Source organism: Methylobacterium platani, assembly GCF_001653715.1.
Classification (GTDB): domain Bacteria; phylum Pseudomonadota; class Alphaproteobacteria; order Rhizobiales; family Beijerinckiaceae; genus Methylobacterium; species Methylobacterium platani.
This window is the reverse complement of the sequence record NZ_LWHQ01000001.1, coordinates 1-19599: the sequence shown is the minus strand read 5'-3', so window position 1 is coordinate 19599 and position 19599 is coordinate 1. Positions and strand designations below refer to the sequence as shown.

The window sequence follows — 19599 nt, the reverse complement described above, 5'->3', positions numbered from 1 at the left end:
CGGGCGCCGGCGCGGCTCAATGGGCGCTGCCGGTCGCCACGAACTTGAACAGGAACACCCCGGCGATCACCCACACCACCGGCTTCACCTCGCGGAAGCGGCCGGTGAGCAGCTTGATCACCGCGTAGGTGATGAAGCCGAAGGCGACGCCGTTGGCGATCGAGTAGGTGAAGGGCATCAGGAGCGCCGTGACGCAGGCCGGCAGCACCTCGGTCAGGTCGTCCCAGTCGAGGTCGACCAGCTCGTGCAGCATCAGGCAGGCGACGTAGAACAGGGCCGGCGCCGTGGCGTAGGCCGGGACCGAGCCGGCGAGCGGGGCGAAGAACAGGCAGGCGAGGAACAGCACCGCCACCGTCGCCGCGGTGAGCCCGGTGCGGCCGCCCTCCTCGACGCCGGACGCGCTCTCGAGATACGCGGTGGTGCTCGAGGTGCCGAGCAGCGAGCCGACGAAGATCGACGAGGAATCCGCCATCAGGGCCTTGTCGAGCCGCTCCATCTTGCCCGCCGTGAGGAGCCCGGCCCGGTTGGCGACGCCCATCAGCGTGCCGGTGGCGTCGAACAATTCGACGAGGAAGAACACCAGGATCACGTTGAGCAGCCCGCCCGACAGCGCGCCCTTGATGTCGAGGGCGAACAGGGTCGGGGCGATCGAGGGCGGCAGCGAGGCGACGCCCTGGAAGTGGTTGTCGGCGACGACGAAGCTCAACGCCGTGACGGTCAGGATGCCGGCCAGCAGCGCGCCGCGCACCTTGCGCACCGACAGCACCGCGACGATCAGGAAGCCCAGGACGGCCAGCACCGCGCTCGGCTTGTGCAGGTCGCCGAGGGTCACGAAGGTCGCCGGGCTCGCCGCCACCACGCCGGCGCTCTTCAGCGCGATGATGGCGAGGAACAGCCCGATGCCGACCGTGATGGCGATCCGCATCGATCGGGGAATGCCGTCGACGATGATCCGGCGCAGGCCGGTCAGCGTGACGGCCATGAAGCACAGGCCGGAGATGAACACCGCCCCGAGCGCCGCCTGCCAGGTGTAGCCCATCTGGAGCACCACCACGTAGGCGAAGTAGGCGTTGAGCCCCATGCCGGGGGCGAGCGCGATCGGGTAGTTGGCGTAGAACGCCATCACCAGCGAGCCGATCGCCGCGACGAGGCAGGTGGCGACGAACACCGCCCCCTTCGGCATCCCGGCATCGCCCAGGATGTTGGGATTGACGAAGACGATGTAGGCCATCGTCAGGAAGGTGGTGAGCCCGGCGAGCAGTTCCGTCCGCACGGTCGTGCCGTGGGCCGAGAGCGCGAAGGTGCGCTCCAGGAATCCGTTCGGCCGGGTCAGGCCGTCGTCGCGCTTCAGGTCCATCGCTCCCCCTCGCTCCTGTCGAGTGCGTCGTTGATCGGTCGGTAGATCCGGTCGGGCGCGAACGGCGTCGCGGTCAGCCGCGCGCCGGTCGCGTCCCGGATGGCGTTGCCGAGGGCCGCCGCCACGGGGTTGAACGGGCTCTCGCTCATCGACTTGGCGCCGAGCGGGCCGACGGAATCGTGGGTGTCGGCGAAGACCACCTCGGTGCGGGGCACGTCGGCGAGGGCCGGGACGTGGTAGGTGCGGAAGGACGGGGTCGCGACCCGGCCCTCGGCGTCGATCCGGAGATCCTCGTAGAGCGCGGCGCCGAGGGCCTGGGCGACGCCGCCCTCGATCTGGCCGCGGCACTGGACCGGGTTCATCACCCGGCCGGCATCGGCGGCGTGGACGCTCCGGAGGATCCGCACCTCGCCGGTCCCCGGCCGCACCGCGACCTGGAAGCCCTGGACGTTGAACGCCACCGAGCGCGGGCTGCCGTCGGCCCGGCCGACCGCCTCCAGGGTTCCGAGCTCGGCGAGCGGCACCCGCGCCGCACCCGCCGCGACGGCGTCGCCGTCGAGCCGGCAGGCCTGCGGATCGAGGCCGAGCCGGGCGGCGGCGCCCTGCTTCAGCATCGCGGCCAGGGCCTCGCAGGCCCGCAGGGTCGCCTGGCCCGCCACCACGATCCCGGTGCTGCCGTAGGCGCCGGTATCGTGCCCGACCGCGTCGGTGTCGCCCTGGCGCAGGGCGATCCGGTCCGGCGCGGTGCCCAGCACCTCGGCGGCGATCTGGCCGTGCACCGTCGCGGTGCCGTTGCCGAACTCGACCGTGCCGACGCTCAGGAAGTAGCGTCCGTCCCGGAGCGCGATCCGCGCCTCGGCGAAGTGGCCGCGGGGCGGGATGGTGTCGATCATCGCGAGCGCCATGCCCGACCCCGTGCGCCAGCCCGGCGGGGCCGCGGGCGGCGGCTCCGCCAGGGCCTGCGCGACCGCGTCGAGGCACTGGTCGAGGCCGTAGCTGCCGTACCGGACGTCGTGCGGCTCGAGGCTCGTCGAGACCATCGGGTCGCCCGGGCGCACCACGTTGCGGCGGCGCAGCTCGAACGGGTCGAGGTCGAGCGCGCGGGCGAGATCGTCCATGGCGGATTCCACCGCGAAGACGGTCTGGCTCAGGCCGTAGCCGCGGAACGCCCCGGCCGGCAGGGTGTGGGTGTGGACGGCGGCGCCGTCGACGCGCTTGTTCGGGCAGCGATAGACGGCGATCACCTCGTTGCAGCCGTGATGCAGCACCCCGCCGGCATGGTTGCCGTAGGCGCCGGTATTCGACAGCACGTCGAGGGCGATCGCCGTCAGGGTGCCGTCGGCGCGGGCGCCCAGGCGCACCCGCACCCGCATCGGGTGGCGGGTGGTCGCGGCGGTGAACTGCTCGGTGCGTGTCAGCTCCCAGCGCACCGGCCGGCCGGTCGCCAGCACCGCGAGCGCCACCAGGTCCTCGGTCAGCATCTCCTGCTTGGCCCCGAAGCCGCCGCCGACCCGGCCGCACTCGACCCGGACCCCTTCGCGCGGGAGGTCGAACAGGGTGCAGAGGGCGTCCCGGGTGAGGAACGGCACCTGGGTGCTGGAGCGGATGACGAGGCGCCCGTCCGGGTCGCGCCAGCCCATCGCCGCATGGGTCTCGAGATGGGCGTGCTGGATCCGCTGCGCGCGGTAGGTGCCCTCGGTGACCACGTCCGCCTCGGCGAAGCCGGCCGCGACGTCGCCGACCTCGCCATGCGCCTCGGCGGCGAGGTTGGGATGGGGGTGGAGCGGCGGCGCGTCCTCGCCGGTCTGCCGCGCCCCGTGGACGAGCGGAGCCTCGCGGGCGAGGGCGAGCTCGGGGTCGAGGCAGGCCGGCAGCGCCTCGTAATCCACGATCAGGGCCCGGCAGCCGGCCTCCGCCGCCGCCTCGCTCTCGGCGAGCACCGCCGCGACGCGCTGGCCGACGAAGCGCAGGACCGGGTCGAGCACCCGCGTGTCGGCGGCGTCGTCGGCCGGGTTCTCGTGCCGGCCGGTGGAGAACAGGCGGTCCGGCGCGTCGGCATGGGTGAGCACCCGCACCACGCCGGGCAGCGCCAGGGCCGCCGTCGCATCGATGCTCCGCACCCTCGCATGGGGATGGGGCGAGCGCAGCACCTTCAGGTGCAGGGCGCCGGGCAGGTCGCGATCGAGGGTGTAGCGTGCCCGGCCGCTGACGATCGCGCCGCCGTCCGGGGCCGGCGGGCTGTGCGCGCAGGACGGCGCGGCCTCCCCGGTTATCGCATCCGCGATCGCCCGGTAGCCGGTGCAGCGGCAGAGGTTGCCCTTGAGCGCCGCCGGCAGGTCGCGGACCCGGCCCCGGTCGAGGGCGGCGGCCGTCATCACCATGCCGGGGGTGCAGAAGCCGCACTGGAAGCCCTGGCCGGCGACGAAGGCCGCCTGGACCGGGTGGAGGCGGTCCGGCACGCCGTCGCCCGGCGCGCAGGGACCGGCCAGTCCCTCGACCGTGGTGACCGCCCGCCCGGCGGCCCGGAAGGCCGGCACCAGGCAGGCATGCAGCGGCTCGCCGTCGAGATGGACCGTGCAGGCGCCGCAATCGCCCGCGTCGCAGCCCTTCTTGACGCCGAACCAGCCGAGCTCGCGCAGCAGCGTGCGCAGGCACTGGCCCGGGCGAGGCGCGGCCTCGTGGGCGTGGCCGTTGACCGTGAGCCTCATGCGCCGCCTCCCGCGAGCTCGGCCCGGGCCTCCTCGGCGAGGAGCCCGGCGACGTGGCGGCGCCAGTCCGGCGCGCCGTGGACGTCGTCGTACCAGAGGCGATCGGGAATCGCCGCGGCGAGCGCCGCCCGGAGCTCCTCCGCCCGCGGAATCCCCGCGAGGTCGATCCGCACCGGGCGCCGGGTCGCGGCGGTCACCGTGACGGCGAAGGCCCCGGAGGGATCGCGCGTCGCGATCACCAGGGCGCCGGAGCGGCCCTCGGGGCTCAGGGACAGGCGCCGGAAGGCGGCGCGGCGGCGCAAAGCCGCCGCCGGCAGGTCGATCCGGCGCAGGATCTCGCCGGGGGCGAGGGCCGTCGCCTGCGGCCCGAGCACCAGGTCGCGCACCGGCAGGGTCCGCTCGCCGCCGTCGGGGGTCCAGATCAGGGCGGTGCCGTCGAGGGCGACCGCGAGCGCGATCATCGGCCCGGCGGGGAGCGCCAGGCAGAGGTTGCCGCCGACCGTGGCGGCGTTCCAGACCTTGAACGAGCCGAGCAGCGCCCGGCAGCAGCGGCCGATCAGCGGCGCGGCCGTGAACGACGCCGGCAGGTCGAGCCGGTCGAGGGCCGCGATGGTGCAGGTCGCCGCGATCTGCACGCCCTCCGCCGTCACCGCGTGCGGCTCCCAGCCGAGGGAGGGCAGGTCGATCAGGCGGCCGATCCCCTCCTGCGGTTCCGAGAACAGCCAGGTTCCGCCGGCGAGCCAGGCGTCGCCGGGCCGCCAAGCCGGCAAGCCGGCCCGGGCGCGGGGCGCCACCACCTCCGTGATGCCGTCGAGATCCATGAGCCTTCCCGCGAGCCGCCCACCCGCACCCCGGGCGGGGCGCGAGGCTACCTTAAGGCAAGATCGCGTCCAACGCGGCGGGGGCGCGGGCCCCTTTCGCCGCCTGCCCGGGCCGCGGCGGCGACCCTGAGCCGGCGAAGCGTTTGTCGACGATCGCGTTAACTATTTATTTGCAATTCGATTGACTTTAGCAAGTCATTAACCCACTTATCGCGCATTCCGGACGATGAACAGGTCGCCGTCATGCCAACTCTAGAAAAGTCTACTGTCGGATATACGTTCGCGAACGAGACAGGGGCGAAAGACATGCAAGCGGCGTATCGCAGCGGAACGGACCTTCCCACGGCCGACAAACAGCCGGTCGACTTGGCCCCGCAGCGGACTAAAGTCCTGAAGGCGAAGCCGGCACCCAAACTCAATCCTGAGTTGATTATCAAATCTTTTAATACCTGGGCGTTCAAGCGCGAGCAGCCCGGCAACCCCGAGCGGCTGGTGCCGATGGTCGAGGCGGCCGCCCGCGCCGGCCGGCCGCTCGAATTCGTGCTGTACTGGGGCAAGGGCCCGCGCTCGGAGATCGCCGCGCCCGACCTCGCCTGCCTCGACTATCTCGGCCAGCTCGCCGAGCGGGTGCGCCAGGCCTACGCGCCGGGGGCGATCTTCCGGCTGATCTTCACCGACACCCACGCCTCGCTGAACGGGCACCCGGCGGAGGTGGTGGATGCCTATTTCGGCGCCATCGATGCCGCCGCGCAGGCCCGCGGCTTCGCCAGCGCCCGGCTCAGCGACGTCGTCGCCTTCGCCCGGGAGATCGGCGCCGACGCGCCGGAGGAGGAGCCGACCGGCGAGGTCCTGGCCAGCCTGATGGCCTGCGCGGCCAAGTGGTACCGCGGCGAAGGCTCCACCGCGCAGGGCGCCCTCGACTACCACCGCATGAACATGGTCGAGAAGCGCGCGGTCGCGGCGGCCTTCCCGGAGGCGGTGTTCGTCACCTTCAACGGCAGCGAGTTCCGCGACCTGTTCCCGGCCACCATGCCGATCTTCTACATGTACTCCCTGCGCCGCGGCGTCGGCGTGAAGCCCTGGTTCATGGATGCCGGGTTCGCGGCCGCCAAGCTCGCGGATGCCGAGACCCCGGAGGCCAAGTCTTCGGAGGCCAAGTCTCCGGAGGCCAAGTCCCTGGAGGCCAAGTCCCTGGAATCCGCGTCCTCGGACGCCTCGTCCCCGGCCGGGCAGCCGGTCTCCTGACCTCGCCGCGTTTATCGCCGGAGACCACCCGATGACGCGCGCTGCCGGCTCGCAGGCCGCCGAACGGCCTAAGGCGGAGGCTGCCCGCCCCGCCGACAACATCCCCCTCGGCATCGCGCTGATGATCGGCGCGACCGTCCTGCTGACCCTGTCGAACGCATTCTCGAAGCACCTCGTCGCGCATTATCCGGTCGGCGAGGTGATGTTCCTGCGCTCGTCGATCGCCTTCGGGCTGGTCTGCGCCTTCATGCTGCCGGCCACCGGCCTTACGGTGTTCCGCACCAAGAAGCCGGGGGCCCACGTCGCCCGCGGCCTGTCCCAGGCGATCTCCCAGACGCTGACGGTGCTGGCGCTCGGGCTGATGCCGCTCGCCGGGGTCACGGCGATCGGCTTCTCGGCGCCGCTCTTCGCCGCCGTGGTGGCGATCCTCTGGCACAAGGAGGCCTCGGACCCGGTGCGCTGGGGCGTGCTGGTGGTGGGCTTCCTCGGCGTGCTGGTGGTGACCAATCCGGGGGCGGACTCACTCCAGGTCGGCGCGCTGTTCGCGCTGGGCAACGCCGTGATGTACGGCACCGTCACGGTGGCGGTGCGGGGCATGGCCAAGACCGAGAAGGCCGGCACGCTGCTGATCTGGCAGATGGCCGTGATGGCGGCGGCGCATTCGGTGCTGCTGGTCTTCGGCTTCCGGCTGCCGAGCCTGCCCGACGCCGCGCTGTTCGGGCTCCTCGGCGTCTCCAATGTCGGCGCGCAGTATCTCTGGACCCGGGCGCTCGCCTCGGCGCCGGCCACCGCGGTGTCGCCGTTCTACTACCTGATGCTGGTCTGGGGCATGGGGCTGGGCTACCTCGCCTTCGGAGAGGTCCCGAACCTGCACCTCGTCGTCGGCGGCGTGATCGTGGTGGCGGCCGGCGCCCTGCTCCTCTGGCACGAGACCTGGACGCGCCGGGCCGCGGCCGGCCGGACCGGGGCACCCCGGACGGGGACCGGCCGGACCTTGGCCGGTCGCATCCTGGCCGGGATCTCGACCCGCAGGATCTTGGCCAGCGCGCACGACGCGACGCCCCCGCGGCTCGCCCGGCCGGCGGCCATGCGCCTGCACCGGCCCGAGACCCTCGGCCTGACGAGAGATTACGCGGCGTAGAACGATGTCCGCCCGGTCCGTTCGAACAAGGACGGCGCGCCTCCCTTCCCCCATTCGGGAGCGGGACGGCGCGCCGTTCTCGTTTCCGGGTCGACCGGGCGGACATCGGAGGACGACCCGTCCGACCGGACGCGCCGGGCGGCCTACCGCGGCAGCAGGACGACGAGCTTGTGGTCCGGCTGGGTCGCCGGGACGAAGGTGACCTGCTCGTAGCGCAACCGGCCGTCCTCGGGGTGCGCGAAGGTGCGCAGGCCCCCTTCCCGGGCCAGCACCGCGTGGTCGTTCCAGAACATCGCGAAGTCGGGACTGTGCCGGCGCAGGTCTCGGACAAGGTCCGCCATCGCCGGATCGTCCGGGTTGTGCCCGGTATCGGCCCGGAACTCGGCCAGCAGGCGGCGGGCGCGCTCCTCCCAGTCCACGATGAACTGGCGCGCCGCCTCGTGCAGGAACACGAACCGCAGCAGGCACGGCTCGCCGCTGTCGAGCCAGGGCGCGAACAGGCGCCCGGCGGCCTCGTTCCAGCCGCGCGCCTGCCAGAGCCGGTCGAGGAGGTAGGCCGGGACCGACAGGGTGGCGAGCGTGTCCAGCAACTCGGGCGGCGCGGCGGCCGGCTCCCGCGCCGCGGCGGGCACGGCCGGGTCGCGCCGGCGCGTCAGCTCGAACAGGTAGGCCCGCTCCGCCGGGTTCAGGCGCAGGGCCTCCGCCAGCCGGGCCAGGGCCGCCGCGGACAGGGCGATGTCCCGTCCCTGCTCGACCCAGGTGTACCAGGTCGTGCTGAGGCCGCCGAGCTGCGCCACCTCCTCGCGCCGCAGGCCGGGCGTGCGCCGCCGGCCATGCGCGCCGGGCGGCTGCCCCACGACGGCGGGCGACAGCGCCTCCCGGCGGGCGCGGAGGAAGGCGCCGAGGAGGCGCCGCTGATCCATCGGCAGGGACATCGGGGCTAGGACATCGAGGCAGGGGTATCGAGGCAAGGACATGCCGGTGCCGGATATACCAGGATACCCTGCCAACTTGTACCAGCATGACGACGCCGGCACGGTGGTGCTTCCACAGCGGAGACACTCCATGACAACGCAGCACGCCTTCGTCGCGCAGGAATATGGCGGCCGGGCCGCGGACTACGTCGCCAGCGCGGTTCACAGCGCCGGCGGCGACCTGGACCAGGTCGAGGCGATCGTGCGCGGCCTCGCCGCCGCGCGGGTGCTCGACCTGGGCTGCGGCGGCGGCCATGTCAGCTACCGCGCGGCGCCCCACGTGGCCGAGGTGGTCGCGTGCGACATCACGCCGGCGATGCTGGAGGCGGTCGCCGCGGCGGCGGCCGAGCGCGGCCTGTCCAACATCGCGGTCCGGCAGGCGGCCGCGGAAGCGCTGCCCTTCCCGGCCGCGTCGTTCGACGTCGTCCTGTGCCGCTTCACCGCCCATCACTGGCAGGACCTGGAGGCCGGCTTGCGGGAGGCGCGCCGGGTCCTGAAGCCCGGCGGCCGGGGCGTGTTCATCGACACCGTCGCGCCGGCCGACCGGGTCCTCGACAGCCACCTGCAGGCGGTCGAGCTGCTGCGCGACGCCTCGCATGTCCGCAACTACAGCACGGCCGAGCTGATCGCCGCCCTGTCGCGCGCGGGCTTCGCGGTCGAGGGCCTCACGATGCGGCGGCTGCGGATGGAGTTCCCCGTCTGGACCGCCCGGACGCGGACGCCCGCCTCCCACGCCGCGGCCATCCGCTCGCTGCAGGACCGCGCGCCCGCCGTCGTCAGGGACGCTTTCGCCGTCGGCCCGGACGGCAGCTTCGACCTCGACTCGGCCACCCTCGTCACGGTCGCGTCCTAGGTCCTCGTCCGGCCCGCACCCTCGTCCGGGCCGATCGCGCCGCCGGGATCTTCACGCCGCCGGGGTCCCTACGCCGCCAGGGTCTCGGCCCGCCGCTCCTCGGCGCGCCAGCGGCCGATGAGCGCGCGGGCCTCCTCGGCCGGGACGGGGCGGCTGAACAGGTAGCCCTGGACCTCGTCGCAGCCGAGCAGCGCCAGCACCCGGTGCTGGTCGGCGGTCTCGATTCCCTCGGCGGTGGTGCGCATGCCGAGCACCCGGGCGATGTCGATGACGGCGCGGACGATCGCGGTGTTCTGCGCGCCGGAGCCGAGCCCGGTGACGAAGCTGCGGTCGACCTTGATGCGGTCGAACGGGAAGCTCCGCAGGTAGTTGAGCGACGAATAGCCGGTGCCGAAATCGTCCATCGCGACGTGCAGGCCGAGCGCCTTGAGCTGGCGCAGGATGGTGAGCGTCCCCTCCCCGCTGTCGAGCAGCATCTGCTCGGTGATCTCGAGCTCAAGGCGGTGGGCCGGCAGGCCGGTCCGCTGCAGCACGCCGCGCACCATCCCGACGAGGTCGGGGCCGGAGAACTGCACCGGCGAGAGGTTGACGGCGATCTTCAGCCGCTCGGGCCAGGTCGCGGCCTGGCGGCAGGCCTCGGTGAGGGACCACTCGCCGATGGCGTGGATCAGGCCGCATTCCTCGGCGATCGAGATGAACAGCGAAGGCGGCACGTTGCCCCGCTCCGGGTGGCGCCAGCGCGCCAGCGCCTCGAACCCGGCGATCTCGCCGGTCTTCAGGACGACCGAGGGCTGGTAGTGCAGCTCGAGCTCGTCCCGCTCGATCGCCCGGCGCAGGTCGGCCTCGATCTGGCGCCGCTCGTCCAGGCCCTCGCTCATCGTCCGGTCGTAGAACCGGAAGGTGCCGCGCTTGCCGGCCTTGACGGCGTAGAGCGCGAGGTCGGCGGCGATCAGGATGTCGTCGGCGGTGGCGCCGTCCTCGGGCCCGACCGCGATGCCGATGCTGACGCTGGAGCGGATCTGGTGGCTGCCGATCTCGAAGGGCGGCAGGACCGCCTCGGCGATGCGCCGTGCCAGGGCCTCCAGGGCCGCCCGGTCGCCGGCATGCGGGACCAGCAGGGCGAACTCGTCGCCGCCGAGGCGCGCCAGCACGTGGCCGGGATCGAGCATGGCGGAGAGCCGGTCGCCGACCGCCTGGAGCAGGTGATCGCCGACCTTGTGGCCGAGGGTGTCGTTGACGAGCTTGAACCGGTCGAGGTCGAGGAACATCACCGCGTAAGGCGTGCCGGGCGCCGCCCGGGCCGCCTCCGCCATGCCCTCCAGGGAGGCGCGGAACACCCGGCGGTTCGGCAGGTCGGTCAGGGGATCCTGCGAGGCCAGCCGGGCGACCCGGGCCTCGGCCTCGGAGCGCTTGGCCTCGATGCGCAGCAGCTTCTCCACCGCCACCCCGACGAGGAGCGTCAGGATCGCCGCCACCACCGCGTCCATGCGGAGGGCGGCGCGGGCGTCCTTGTAGATCTCGGCCTCCGGCACGCTGACGCTCACCCAGAGCGGATGCTCGCGCACCTTGCGGATCGTCACCAGCCGGGTCTCGGCCCCGTCCGGCATCTCGAGGGTGAAGGTGCCGGAGCGGCCCGAGCGGATCTTCTCGTAGGTCTCGGTCCGGCCGAGGTCGGCGCCGACCCCGAAGCCGCCGCCGACGCCGCCGCTGGAGCGCACCACGCCGTCGCTGCCGATGAGCGAGATCGCCGCCGGGGTGCCGAGGTCGATCTTGTCGTAGAACTTGGTCAGGTGGCTCGGGTTGAGCGAAGCCACCACCACGCCGCCGAAGCGGCCGTCCGGTCCGCGGAAGCGTCGGCTGAACTGCACCGAGACCCGGCCGCTCGCCCGCCCGATCACCGGGCGGCTGATGTAGAGCATGTCCTCGGGACTCTCGACCTGGACGCGGAAATGGTCGCGGTCGCTGAGGTCGGTCGCCGGCGGCGGCTGCGGTCCGGCATTGGTCGCCCGCATCACCCCGTCCGGCCCGATGATCGCCACCTGCACGATGATCTCGCTCAGGAGATCGGTCGTGTTGACGATCGTGCCGTAATCCTCCCGCCCGGCGCGGTTCTCGATGCTGCGCCGCATGTACAACAGCGACTTGTCGATCTCGCCGATCGAACGCAGGACGTTCTCCTCGAACACCATCGCGAAATTGTGCGTGGTCCGCTCGGAATCCTGGAGGGCGCCCTGCACGTCGTTCTCGTGCTTGACCGCGACGCCGGCCCACAGGAGCGCCACCACGATCAGGCCGAGGAGCACCGGCCCACGGCGCTCCGCCAGGAATCTCGGAAATTGCGTGAGGTACAGGGCCATCCCGGCTCGTCCAGCGGCTTCGACCGCGCAACTATGCGCCGCGAAAGTTATCGGGATCTAAATGCGCCAGCCCCATTCCGACGGTTTCGCGAATGGATACAGTGGCATAGCTTTGCCGCTCCGTGGCTCGACTGATGTGTTGTTTGGCTGGACAGGATGGTCTTTGGTTGTATAGCTGGGTCCAGCGGCCGCTCTGCCCGCCCCCCGGCGGCCGCCCGAGCGTCAAATCCTGCGAAACCTGAAGCCGACGAAAGTCGATACACCAGAACACAACCAATGGTAGTGACAACTGATGTGTCGTCGTCGACGGCGAAGGACGAACCCGGCCCCGCATCGGGGTGTCAGGTCTAGGATTCGTCCCGTCGGCTCAGTCGATCGCGCTCAATTCGATCTTCGAACCCCCGTCCCGGCGCCGCCGGTCCGCCGTTTGTCCGCGGCGCGTCCTGACGCGGTCTCGCCGATCGCGACGGCGAGAACAGCCGACGTATTCGATCGACTGCGAAACGACGCCGAAACAAATTACCGGAGCGCAAAGCTCTGCCGCCCCGGTCGGATCCTGCACGAGGTCGATCCCGCGGCGTTTCGCTCGACCGTCGACATGTCGCGATACGCTCGATCGGCGGCGGATCGGGCCACGACATCTGGCGCATTCAGGCGCGGCGGCGCAACCGGCGCCAGCCGAGCACCACGCCGCTGCCGGAGATCGTCAGGCCGAGGGCGCTGAGGATGCCGATCAGGCCGAGGCGCCAGCCCGGATGCTGCGCCAGCGGACCGGCATCGAGGGTGTGGAGGGCGTCGAACAGCCAGCGATTGGCCCGGCCGCTGCGGTCGGTGCGGTCGAGGATCGTCCCGGTGGCCGGATCGAGATGGAACCAGGTCCCGGCCGGATCGTCGAAGGCGAGGCGCAGGACCGGCAGGAGCGGAGCGCCGTGCCGGTCGTACCAGTAGGCATCCGGCGCCGTGATCCGGGTCGCCGACCGGAGCGCCGCCCCGGGCAGCATCGCCCGGCCGGCCGCCGCCACCGCCTCCGGCGTCAGGCCGGGCCCGCAGCACGGCGCGACCCCGCCGGGCCCGGCGGCGGCGACGAGGGGCCGGCCGCCGATCCAGGCGATATCGAGCGCGACGCTGCCGGCGGGCGCCTGCCGGAGGGCGTCGAGGCCGAGGGGGAAGACCGGCGCGTCCTGGCCGGCATAGGCGGCCCGCATGGCGGCGTCGGGCGCGCGCGGCCCGAACCAGCCGCGCGGGTTCATCGACAGCCAGCCGCTGAGCACGAAGGTCACGACGACGAGGCCGCCCGCCACGCCGGCGAGGTGGTGCCAGGCGGCAAAGCCGCGATACGGCGTCAGCCGGTCGCGCATCAGCCGGACGAGGCCGAGGGCGTAGCCGCTGAGCGCCCCCGCAAGGGCGATGCCGGAGACCCACAGGACCACGTCCTGCCACAGCCCCGCCCGGGCCCGCAGCGGCGTCAGGTAGATCCAGTGGGTCACGGCGCCGGCCCAGTTCCAGACCCGCTCGGCCCGGGTGGTGTCGAGGACGAGCTCGCCGGTGGCGACCGACAGGTAGAGCTCGGTGCCGGCTCCGTCGCCGAGGGCCACGCGCCGGAACGGCCGGGCGGGATCGTAGCGGGCCGTCACCGTCCACTGGTCGCGGGTCACCGGCCCGAGATCGACGACGCGCCGGGCCGCCGGATGGGTGGCCGCCAGGACCGCCGCGCCCGCCGCGTCGAGGGGCGGGAAGGCGAGGCCGGTCGCCGCCGAGATCGCCCGGCGCGCGCCGTCGGCCTCGGTGATCCAGTAGGCCGGCTCGCCCCCCCGCATCGCCAGGGTGAGGCGGGCGGGGAACCGCGCGAGGCCGGCGCGCGCCATCGCCTCCTGCGGCGCCAGCCGCACCGCGTCGAGGCGAAGCGGCGGCAGGGCGCCGCGCCGCTCGGCCTCGGTCAGGGCGGGAAAGCCGACGAACAGCATCACCAGGCCGGAGACGAACCAGGCGACGAACAGCAGCCCGGTGGCGATGCCGAGCCAGCGGTGGCCGAGATGCAGCCACCGCTTCAGCCGCTTGACCGGGCCCTTGCGCAACCGGGCCCGCATCAGAACGTGACGTGGTAGGCGAGCTCGACCGAGCGCGGGCGGCCGAGCAGCCAGGAATTGGTGTTGCCCGAGACCGCATAGAGCTGGTCGGTGAGGTTGTAGCCGCGCAGGGACAGGCGCGAGGTCGGGGTCACCTGCCAGTCCAGGGTGGCGTTGAGGAGCGTGTAGGCCGGGCGCCGGAAGGTGTTGGCGAAGTCGCTGAAGACCGGGCCGACGTCGTTGACGCCGAGCCGCGCCACCCAGCCCGGGGCGAAGGCGTAGGCGAGCCAGACGTTGGTGACGCGCTGGGGCACGTCGATCGGGACGTTGCCGGCGAACGACACCAGGCCCGCATCGGTGTTCTGCGAGAATGCGTCGTAGCGGGCCCGCAGCAGGGCGGTGTTGGCCTCGATGCGCCACTCGTCCGACAGCTGGTAGGCGACGGCGACCTCGACGCCCCGCGACGACTGGCTGCCGACCGCCGCCACCTCCGTCGGCCGGCCGGGGATCGGGGAGAGCAGGTTGTCCTTGCGGATGTGGTAGGCCGCGAAGGTCCATTCGCCGCGCCCACCGTCGAACAGGCCCTTGGCGCCGGCCTCGACCTGGTCGCCGGTGGCGAGCCGGAACTGCGATTCCGCGACGCTGGTGGTGATCAGGCTGCCGAGGGGATCGGCGGCGGTGGCGTACTGGGCGTAGAGGGCGAGGTCGGGCGTCGGGGTGTAGACCGCCGCGACCCGGGTGCTCACCGAATCGAACGTCTTCTCGAACGCGGTCCCGGCCAGCGGCCGGCTCACCGCCACGGTCGGCGCGTCGTAGCGGATGCCCGTCACCAGGGCGAGTTGGGGCGACAGTTCCAGCCGGTCCTCGGCGAAGACCGAGGCCTGCCGGGTGCGCGACAGGATGTCGGTGCGGGTGCCCGCGAGGTTGATGAAGCGGCCTTGCGCGAAGGTGTACGGGTCGACGACGCTCTCGCCGCCATAGGGCGAATTGCTGTCGCGCCGGAAATCGACGTGGTTGACGTCGAAGCCGACCACCACGGAATTCCTGAACCCGAACAGGCTGCCGCGGAAGGTCGCGTCGAAGCGGTTGCCGATCTGCTCCTCGTGGTGGCGGATCTCGATGTAGTCGCTGCGCCCGATCAGCCCGGTCGCCGGCTGGTAGGTGTATTGCTCGACGTCGCGCCAGTGCCGCTCGGTCGAGAGGCGGTAGGCGGTGTTGCGGATCGTGATGTCCGGGCTCGGGTTCCACTCGGTGCGCAGTTGCGTCCAGTTGTCGAACCAGGCGATCTGCGAATCCCGGACGTTGTAGTTGGTGAAGCGCAAGCGGTCGGGCACCCGGTCGCCGACGAGCGGCGAGCCCCAGTAGCGGGTCGGCTCGTTGGTGCCGAGGTCGTGCGAGAGCGTGACGCTGAGATCGGGCGCCGCCCGCCAGGTCACCGCGGCCGAGAGGGCGAGATTGCGGAAATCGCCGTCGGGCTTCACCCAGCCGTCGGCCCGGTTGCCGCTGAGGTTGATCCGGTAGGCCAAGTCCTCGCCGACCGGCCCGCCGGTATCGAGGGCGAGCCGCGCGACGCCGTCCGAACCGATCGCCGCCCGCGCCTCGCCGATGGCGGTGAAGACCGGCTTCTTCGGCACCACGTTGACGATGCCGCCGATCGCGCCCTCGCCGTAGAGCACCGAGGCCGGGCCGCGCAGGACCTCGATCCGCTCCGCCGACCAGGTGTCGAACGGGAACGTCACGGTGCCGGCCCCGACATAGAGCCGCGTGCCGTCGTAGAGCTGCTGCACCGAGCCGGCGCCGGCGAAGCCCCGCGCCGTGAAGGCGAGGTTGCCGTTGCCGGGCGCGGCGATGCTGGTGATGCCGACGGCGTTCTGGGTCACCGCCTCCTCGACGGTGGTCTGGCCTCGCGCCCGGATGGTCTCGCCGCTGATGATGTCGAGGCTCGCCGGGGTCTCGAGCGGGGTGAGGCCGAGGCGGGACCCCGAGCGCGACGGCGTGGCGAGGTTGAGGCCGGGCGCGGCGGCGTCGCGGCTGCGCCCGCCCGCGACGTCGATGGCATCGAGGGGCAGGTCGTCGGCCCCGGCCGGCCGGGCGGCGAGGACAACGGCGAAGGTGGCCGCGACGGTGATGAAACGAGGGGCGCGGAGCGCGGGCATGGCGGAGTCCGGAACTGGCTGTCGCTCCGTCCGTAACGATTCCTCGCCGATATGTAACGTTATAAAGTTACATATCCGAAACTCCGGGCGACGCGCATCGCGACGTCCGCGCATGCGGCGCACCGGATCGGCGGATCGGGGGAGGAGGGCGAGGGGCACGGGCGGGACGGCGCGAGGCTGTGGCACGTCACCGCGAACGACGGCGGGACGGATGCCTCTGGCACCCGCCTCGACCACCCATCAGGACACCCCGCCCGACGTGCTCGCGTGTGACCACGGCTGACGGCAGGTCTCCTGGCTCACGGGTCAAGCGCCTGCCATCGTCTTCCCAGGGACCTGCGACGGTCCCCAGTGACATGAGTGATGGAAAGCTCGCCGCTTACAGTTGCGGGGGCAGCCGCGGCATCGGGCGAACCCTCACCGCGTTCCCTTTTGATCCCCGGAGGGAACCGTCGGCGACAAGCCTAGCGGTTCGGCAACGAAGGAGCAACGGGCGTCGACGGGAAACCTGGGAAGCGCCGCCCCCTTACGGCGCGTGCGCCCCGGCCCCGTCGACCACGCCGCCGATCAGGTTCCGCCCGAGCAGGAACTCGGCGCTGAAATCGGTGCGGATCAGCGGCTCCAGCGCCATCGTCCCGGCGAGCGAAGCGGCCTCGCTGCGGCGGGCCGCCACCGCCTCGGCGCGGTCGACCGCCCGGAAGCGGATCCGCGTGCCGCCCTGCGCCTGGGCGAGGCGCCCGAGATCCGGGCCGATCACCGTGGCGATCTTCGGGTAGCCGCCGGTCGACTGCCGGTCAGCCATCAGGACGATCGGCCAGCCCTCCCCCGGCACCTGGATCGCCCCCATGGCGATGCCGTCCGAGACGATGTTGTAGCCCTTGGCGTGGGTGAGCGGCGTCCCGTCGAGGAAGCAGGCCATCCGGTCGCCCTTGGTGGTCACCGTCCAGGGCCCGGCCAGGAAGGCGGCGATCTGGTCCACGGCGAAGAAGTCGTCCTGCGGGCCCATCACCACCCGGATCTCCTCGGCCGGGCGCACGAGCCAGGGGGCGACCAGGGCGTGCGGATCGCCGGGACCCGGGCGCGCCTCCGCCACCGCGAGCCGGTCGCCGGCCCGCAGGGCCCGCCCGTCGAGGCCGCCGAAGCCGGAGCGGGTATGGGTCGCGGTCGCGCCGAGGGTGGCCGGGAGGTCGAGGCGGCCGGCCACCGCCAGGTAGGTCCAGGCGCCGGCCCGGCCCGCCCGGACGGCGAGGCTGCTCCCCGGCCTCAGCGTCAGCGCGCAGGCCGCCGGCAGCGGCGTGCCGTCGAGGCTGATCCGGAACGCCCCGCCGGCGAGCGCGATCCCGAGCGGTCCGCCCTCCGCCGTCACCTCGACGCCGCCGAGCGAGACCTCGAGCGCCGTGGCGCCGAGGGAGTTGCCGAGCGCCCGGTTGGCGGTGGCGTGGGCCAGCGGGTCCATCGGCCCGGCGGCGGTGATGCCGTAGCGCAGGTAGCCGTGCCGGCCGCCGTCCTGGAGCGTCACGCCGGGGCCGGCCGAGAGGATGCTGAGTGTCGCGGTCATGCGGCCTCGCGGCGCTGGGCGACGAGCTCTCCGGCGGCGGCGCGGCGCTCGAGATCGGCGAAGGTCGCGGCGTCGATCGCCGCGAAGCGCAGGGTGTCGCCGACGGCGACCGGGAACGGGTCGGGCTGGTGCGGCGCGTAGAGCCGCTCCGGCGTGCGGCCGACGACGTACCAGCCGGTCGGCATCGGGAAGGTGCCGACCGCCGCCAGCCCGCCGCCGATCAGGAGGGCGTTCGCCGGGTGCGGCGGGCGCGGCGTGGCGCGGCGGGACACGGCCAGCTCCCGGGGCAGCCCGCCCAGATAGGCGAAGCCCGGGGCGAAGCCGTACATGTAGACCCGGTACTCGGCCCCCGCATGCAGGGCGGCGACGCGCTCGACCGTGAGCCCCGTGGCCTGCGCCACCGCGCCGATATCCTCGGCGCAGGCCGGGTCGTAGCAGCACGGCAGCGTCCACACGGCCGCGCCCGCCCGGGCCGCGCCGGGTGCTGCGGCGAGCGCCAGCACCCGGTCGGCGAGGTCGTCGCGGTCGAGCACCAGCGGATCGTAGTGGATCATCAGCGAGCGGTAGGTCGGCACCGTCTCGCGCAGGCCCTCCGGCGGCGCGGCGCGCAGCGCGTCGTCGAGGGCCAGCACCCGGTCGTGGATCGCCGGATCGACGGTGGTGCCGAACTCGGCGACCAGGGCGGCCTCGCCGGCATCGAGGAGGCGGGGGCTCTCCGAGGGGAACGGCATCGGCGGTCAGGCCCGGAACGGGGCGAGGCGCACGCCGGCGCCCTCGAGCCGGGCGCGCACGGCGCGCGCGGTGGCGACGGCGTGGGCGGAATCGCCGTGGACGCAGACCGAGCGGATCGGCGTCGGCAGGCGCCGGCCGCTCGCCGCGATGATCGCCCCCTCCTGCACCATGGCGAGCACCCGCTCGGAAGCCTCGGCCTCGTCGGTGATCATCGCGCCCGGCTGGCCGCGGGGGATCAGGAACCCGGCCTCGGTGTAGCCGCGATCGGCGAAGATCTCCTGGTGCACGTCGAGCCCCTGCGCCTCGCCGGCCGCGACCTGGGCCGTCAGCGCGATGGCGAGCAGCGACAGGGAGGGGTCGACGGCCTTGACCGCCTTCGCGATGGCGTCCGCCACCTCCCGCTCCACCGCCGCGAGGTTGGCGAGCGCCCCGTGCGCCTTGACGTAGGTGATCCTGTGGCCCGCATAGGCCGCGAGGCCGGCCGCGGCGCCGATCTGGTAGGCGACCAGCCGCTCGACCTCGCCGGGGGTGAAGGGCAGCACCCGGCGGCCGAAGCCCCACAGGTCCGGATAGCCCGGATGGGCGCCGACCGCGACGCCGCGCTCGCGCGCGATGGCGAAGGCCCGGGCCATGATCTCGGGATCGCCCGCATGCAGGCCGCAGGCGACGTTGGCCGAGGTCACCACCTCCAGCATCGCCGCGTCGTCGCCGCAGCGGTAATCGCCGAAGCCCTCGCCGAGGTCCGAATTGAGATCGATGGACAGCATGGCGGGCACTCCGGGGCCGAGAGGCGGACGCCTTTTCCTGGCATCGCCCCGGCGCCCCTGCAACCCGCGGGCCGCGCCGTCCCGGGTTGCTTCCCGCGCCGCCCGGTCGTCCGGCGGGCCCGCCCCCGGCTCAGAGCGCCAGCGCGCTCCGCGCCAGCCAGAACACGCCCCAGCCGAGGAGCCCGAACCACGCCAGCACCAGCGGGACGCCGACCGCCAGGGTGAGCATCACGGCGGCCTGGCGCAGCCTGGCCTCGAACGGTACGGCGGAGGGGGCGGCCCGTCCCATGGCGGACGCCTTCGTGTCGACTTGAAACATCGCTGCCGGTTTCCGTGAGGTCCTGGCGCTGCGGTGGCAAGCGGCGGGCCCGCTGCGCGGCACACCGGACGCGGCCTGCCGGGCGGCAACGAGCCCGGTCGGCGATACCCGTCGATGCCGGGCGGGACGCGGCGGGGTGAGACAGCGTCGTGGATTCCTCACCTCCGCGCGTGGACGGCGTGGCCGCAGCCCGCTACCTTCCACAACACGGTCAGGTTGCGACGAGCCGCACTGATCGCCGCGCGGGCACGGTCCCGCCGCGGAACCGAGGAGCCGGGCGGGCCGGGCCCGCCGATCCGGAGGTGCGATCATGCGTGAGGGGATGCGCCGCTCTCTCGGCCTCGCCCTGATCCTCGGCGCCCTGTGCGCGCCGCCGGCACGGGCTCAGGACCAGACCGCTCAAGACCCGGCCGCCGGCCCGCGCCCGTGGAGCGACCCGCCGGCGAAGGCCGCCGGGGCGCCGGCCGCGCCCGAGGCCGGCAAGGCGGCAGCCGTCGCGCCGGACGCCCCGTCCCCCGCCGTCAGGCCGGCGCGGCTCGCCGCGA

General features: G+C 73.2%; 14 protein-coding genes, 1 pseudogene and 1 riboswitch. Of the genes and pseudogenes, 4 read left to right on the top strand and 11 right to left on the bottom strand.

Translation table 11 applies throughout. The features are described 5' to 3' along the window. Positions 1-16: 16 nt before the first annotated feature. Genes A5481_RS00075 through A5481_RS00065 form a run of 3 tightly spaced genes read right to left on the bottom strand, consistent with a single transcriptional unit; the run spans position 17 to position 4886 of the window. Positions 17-1357 carry an NCS2 family permease gene (locus A5481_RS00075; protein WP_048433475.1) on the bottom strand — a complete coding sequence of 447 codons (1341 nt, stop codon included), beginning with the start codon at positions 1355-1357 and terminating at the stop codon, positions 17-19. Next, complete coding sequence (locus tag A5481_RS00070; RefSeq protein ID WP_048433474.1) at positions 1348-4065, bottom strand: molybdopterin-dependent oxidoreductase; 2718 nt, start codon at positions 4063-4065, stop codon at positions 1348-1350. The genes A5481_RS00075 and A5481_RS00070 overlap by 10 nt, the downstream gene beginning before the upstream one ends. Continuing rightward, positions 4062-4886, bottom strand: coding sequence for an FAD binding domain-containing protein (locus tag A5481_RS00065; protein ID WP_048433473.1), 825 nt, complete (start codon positions 4884-4886; stop codon positions 4062-4064). Before A5481_RS00065 ends, A5481_RS00070 begins: the two co-directional genes overlap by 4 nt. Positions 4887-5312: 426 nt before the next feature. Between A5481_RS00065 and A5481_RS00060 the strand changes: the two genes are divergently transcribed. Together A5481_RS00060 and A5481_RS00055 are read left to right on the top strand one after the other, a co-directional pair. Continuing rightward, the gene (locus A5481_RS00060; protein WP_156311799.1) at positions 5313-6131 is read left to right on the top strand and encodes a hypothetical protein; all 819 of its coding nucleotides are present in this window, start codon (positions 5313-5315) and stop codon (positions 6129-6131) included. A 31-nt stretch (positions 6132-6162) separates the two neighbouring features. Continuing rightward, entirely contained in the window at positions 6163-7272 is a 1110-nt protein-coding gene (locus A5481_RS00055; protein WP_053082330.1) for a DMT family transporter, read from the top strand. Positions 7273-7415: 143 nt separating this feature from the next. Here the strand turns inward: A5481_RS00055 and A5481_RS00050 are convergent, their stop codons facing one another. Further along, complete coding sequence (locus A5481_RS00050; RefSeq protein ID WP_053082333.1) at positions 7416-8195, bottom strand: MmyB family transcriptional regulator; 780 nt, start codon at positions 8193-8195, stop codon at positions 7416-7418. Positions 8196-8337: 142 nt separating this feature from the next. On the opposite strand from A5481_RS00050, the gene A5481_RS00045 reads away from it, so the two are divergent. Next, positions 8338-9099 carry a class I SAM-dependent methyltransferase gene (locus A5481_RS00045; RefSeq protein WP_048433470.1) on the top strand — a complete coding sequence of 254 codons (762 nt, stop codon included), beginning with the start codon at positions 8338-8340 and terminating at the stop codon, positions 9097-9099. 68 nt (positions 9100-9167) lie between these two features. On the opposite strand, the gene A5481_RS00040 is transcribed toward A5481_RS00045, so the two are convergent. The 7 genes from A5481_RS00040 to A5481_RS00010 all read right to left on the bottom strand — a co-directional run bounded on the left by A5481_RS00040 (position 9168) and on the right by A5481_RS00010 (position 19054). Beyond that, a complete protein-coding gene (locus tag A5481_RS00040; protein WP_048433469.1) occupies positions 9168-11456 on the bottom strand; it encodes a putative bifunctional diguanylate cyclase/phosphodiesterase in 2289 nt (762 codons plus the stop codon). A gap of 650 nt (positions 11457-12106) precedes the next feature. Then, positions 12107-13543, bottom strand: a complete 1437-nt coding sequence (locus tag A5481_RS00035; RefSeq protein ID WP_048433468.1) for a peptidase — start codon at positions 13541-13543, stop codon at positions 12107-12109. Continuing rightward, positions 13543-15678, bottom strand: a complete 2136-nt coding sequence (locus tag A5481_RS00030) for a TonB-dependent receptor (protein WP_064503694.1) — start codon at positions 15676-15678, stop codon at positions 13543-13545. The genes A5481_RS00035 and A5481_RS00030 overlap by 1 nt, the downstream gene beginning before the upstream one ends. A 267-nt stretch (positions 15679-15945) precedes the next feature. Further along, a riboswitch (cobalamin riboswitch) is annotated at positions 15946-16147 on the bottom strand. A gap of 57 nt (positions 16148-16204) precedes the next feature. Continuing rightward, positions 16205-17236, bottom strand: a complete 1032-nt coding sequence (locus A5481_RS00025; protein ID WP_048434461.1) for a 5-oxoprolinase subunit C family protein — start codon at positions 17234-17236, stop codon at positions 16205-16207. After that, the gene (locus A5481_RS00020) at positions 17233-17967 is read right to left on the bottom strand and encodes a 5-oxoprolinase subunit B family protein (RefSeq protein ID WP_048434460.1); all 735 of its coding nucleotides are present in this window, start codon (positions 17965-17967) and stop codon (positions 17233-17235) included. The genes A5481_RS00025 and A5481_RS00020 overlap by 4 nt, the downstream gene beginning before the upstream one ends. A 6-nt stretch (positions 17968-17973) precedes the next feature. Further along, positions 17974-18735: a 5-oxoprolinase subunit PxpA gene (locus A5481_RS00015; protein WP_048434459.1), complete on the bottom strand. Its 762-nt coding sequence runs from the start codon at positions 18733-18735 to the stop codon at positions 17974-17976. Positions 18736-18865: 130 nt separating this feature from the next. Further along, entirely contained in the window at positions 18866-19054 is a 189-nt protein-coding gene (locus A5481_RS00010) for a hypothetical protein (protein ID WP_048434458.1), read from the bottom strand. A gap of 310 nt (positions 19055-19364) precedes the next feature. On the opposite strand from A5481_RS00010, the pseudogene A5481_RS00005 reads away from it, so the two are divergent. Then, positions 19365-19599: pseudogene (locus A5481_RS00005) on the top strand (tonB-system energizer ExbB); the annotation flags it as partial.

Bases quoted from the DNA above. Each gene is read 5' to 3' on its own strand.
- A5481_RS00070 (WP_048433474.1), bottom strand. From the start codon at position 4,065: ATGAGGCTCACGGTCAACGGCCACGCCCACGAGGCCGCGCCTCGCCCG.
- A5481_RS00045 (WP_048433470.1), top strand. From the start codon at position 8,338: ATGACAACGCAGCACGCCTTCGTCGCGCAGGAATATGGCGGCCGGGCC.
- A5481_RS00075 (WP_048433475.1), bottom strand. From the start codon at position 1,357: ATGGACCTGAAGCGCGACGACGGCCTGACCCGGCCGAACGGATTCCTG.
- A5481_RS00040 (WP_048433469.1), bottom strand. From the start codon at position 11,456: ATGGCCCTGTACCTCACGCAATTTCCGAGATTCCTGGCGGAGCGCCGT.
- A5481_RS00065 (WP_048433473.1), bottom strand. From the start codon at position 4,886: ATGGATCTCGACGGCATCACGGAGGTGGTGGCGCCCCGCGCCCGGGCC.
- A5481_RS00010 (WP_048434458.1), bottom strand. From the start codon at position 19,054: ATGTTTCAAGTCGACACGAAGGCGTCCGCCATGGGACGGGCCGCCCCC.
- A5481_RS00025 (WP_048434461.1), bottom strand. From the start codon at position 17,236: ATGACCGCGACACTCAGCATCCTCTCGGCCGGCCCCGGCGTGACGCTC.
- A5481_RS00035 (WP_048433468.1), bottom strand. From the start codon at position 13,543: ATGCGGGCCCGGTTGCGCAAGGGCCCGGTCAAGCGGCTGAAGCGGTGG.
- A5481_RS00020 (WP_048434460.1), bottom strand. From the start codon at position 17,967: ATGCCGTTCCCCTCGGAGAGCCCCCGCCTCCTCGATGCCGGCGAGGCC.
- A5481_RS00055 (WP_053082330.1), top strand. From the start codon at position 6,163: ATGACGCGCGCTGCCGGCTCGCAGGCCGCCGAACGGCCTAAGGCGGAG.
- A5481_RS00030 (WP_064503694.1), bottom strand. From the start codon at position 15,678: ATGCCCGCGCTCCGCGCCCCTCGTTTCATCACCGTCGCGGCCACCTTC.
- A5481_RS00050 (WP_053082333.1), bottom strand. From the start codon at position 8,195: ATGGATCAGCGGCGCCTCCTCGGCGCCTTCCTCCGCGCCCGCCGGGAG.
- A5481_RS00015 (WP_048434459.1), bottom strand. From the start codon at position 18,735: ATGCTGTCCATCGATCTCAATTCGGACCTCGGCGAGGGCTTCGGCGAT.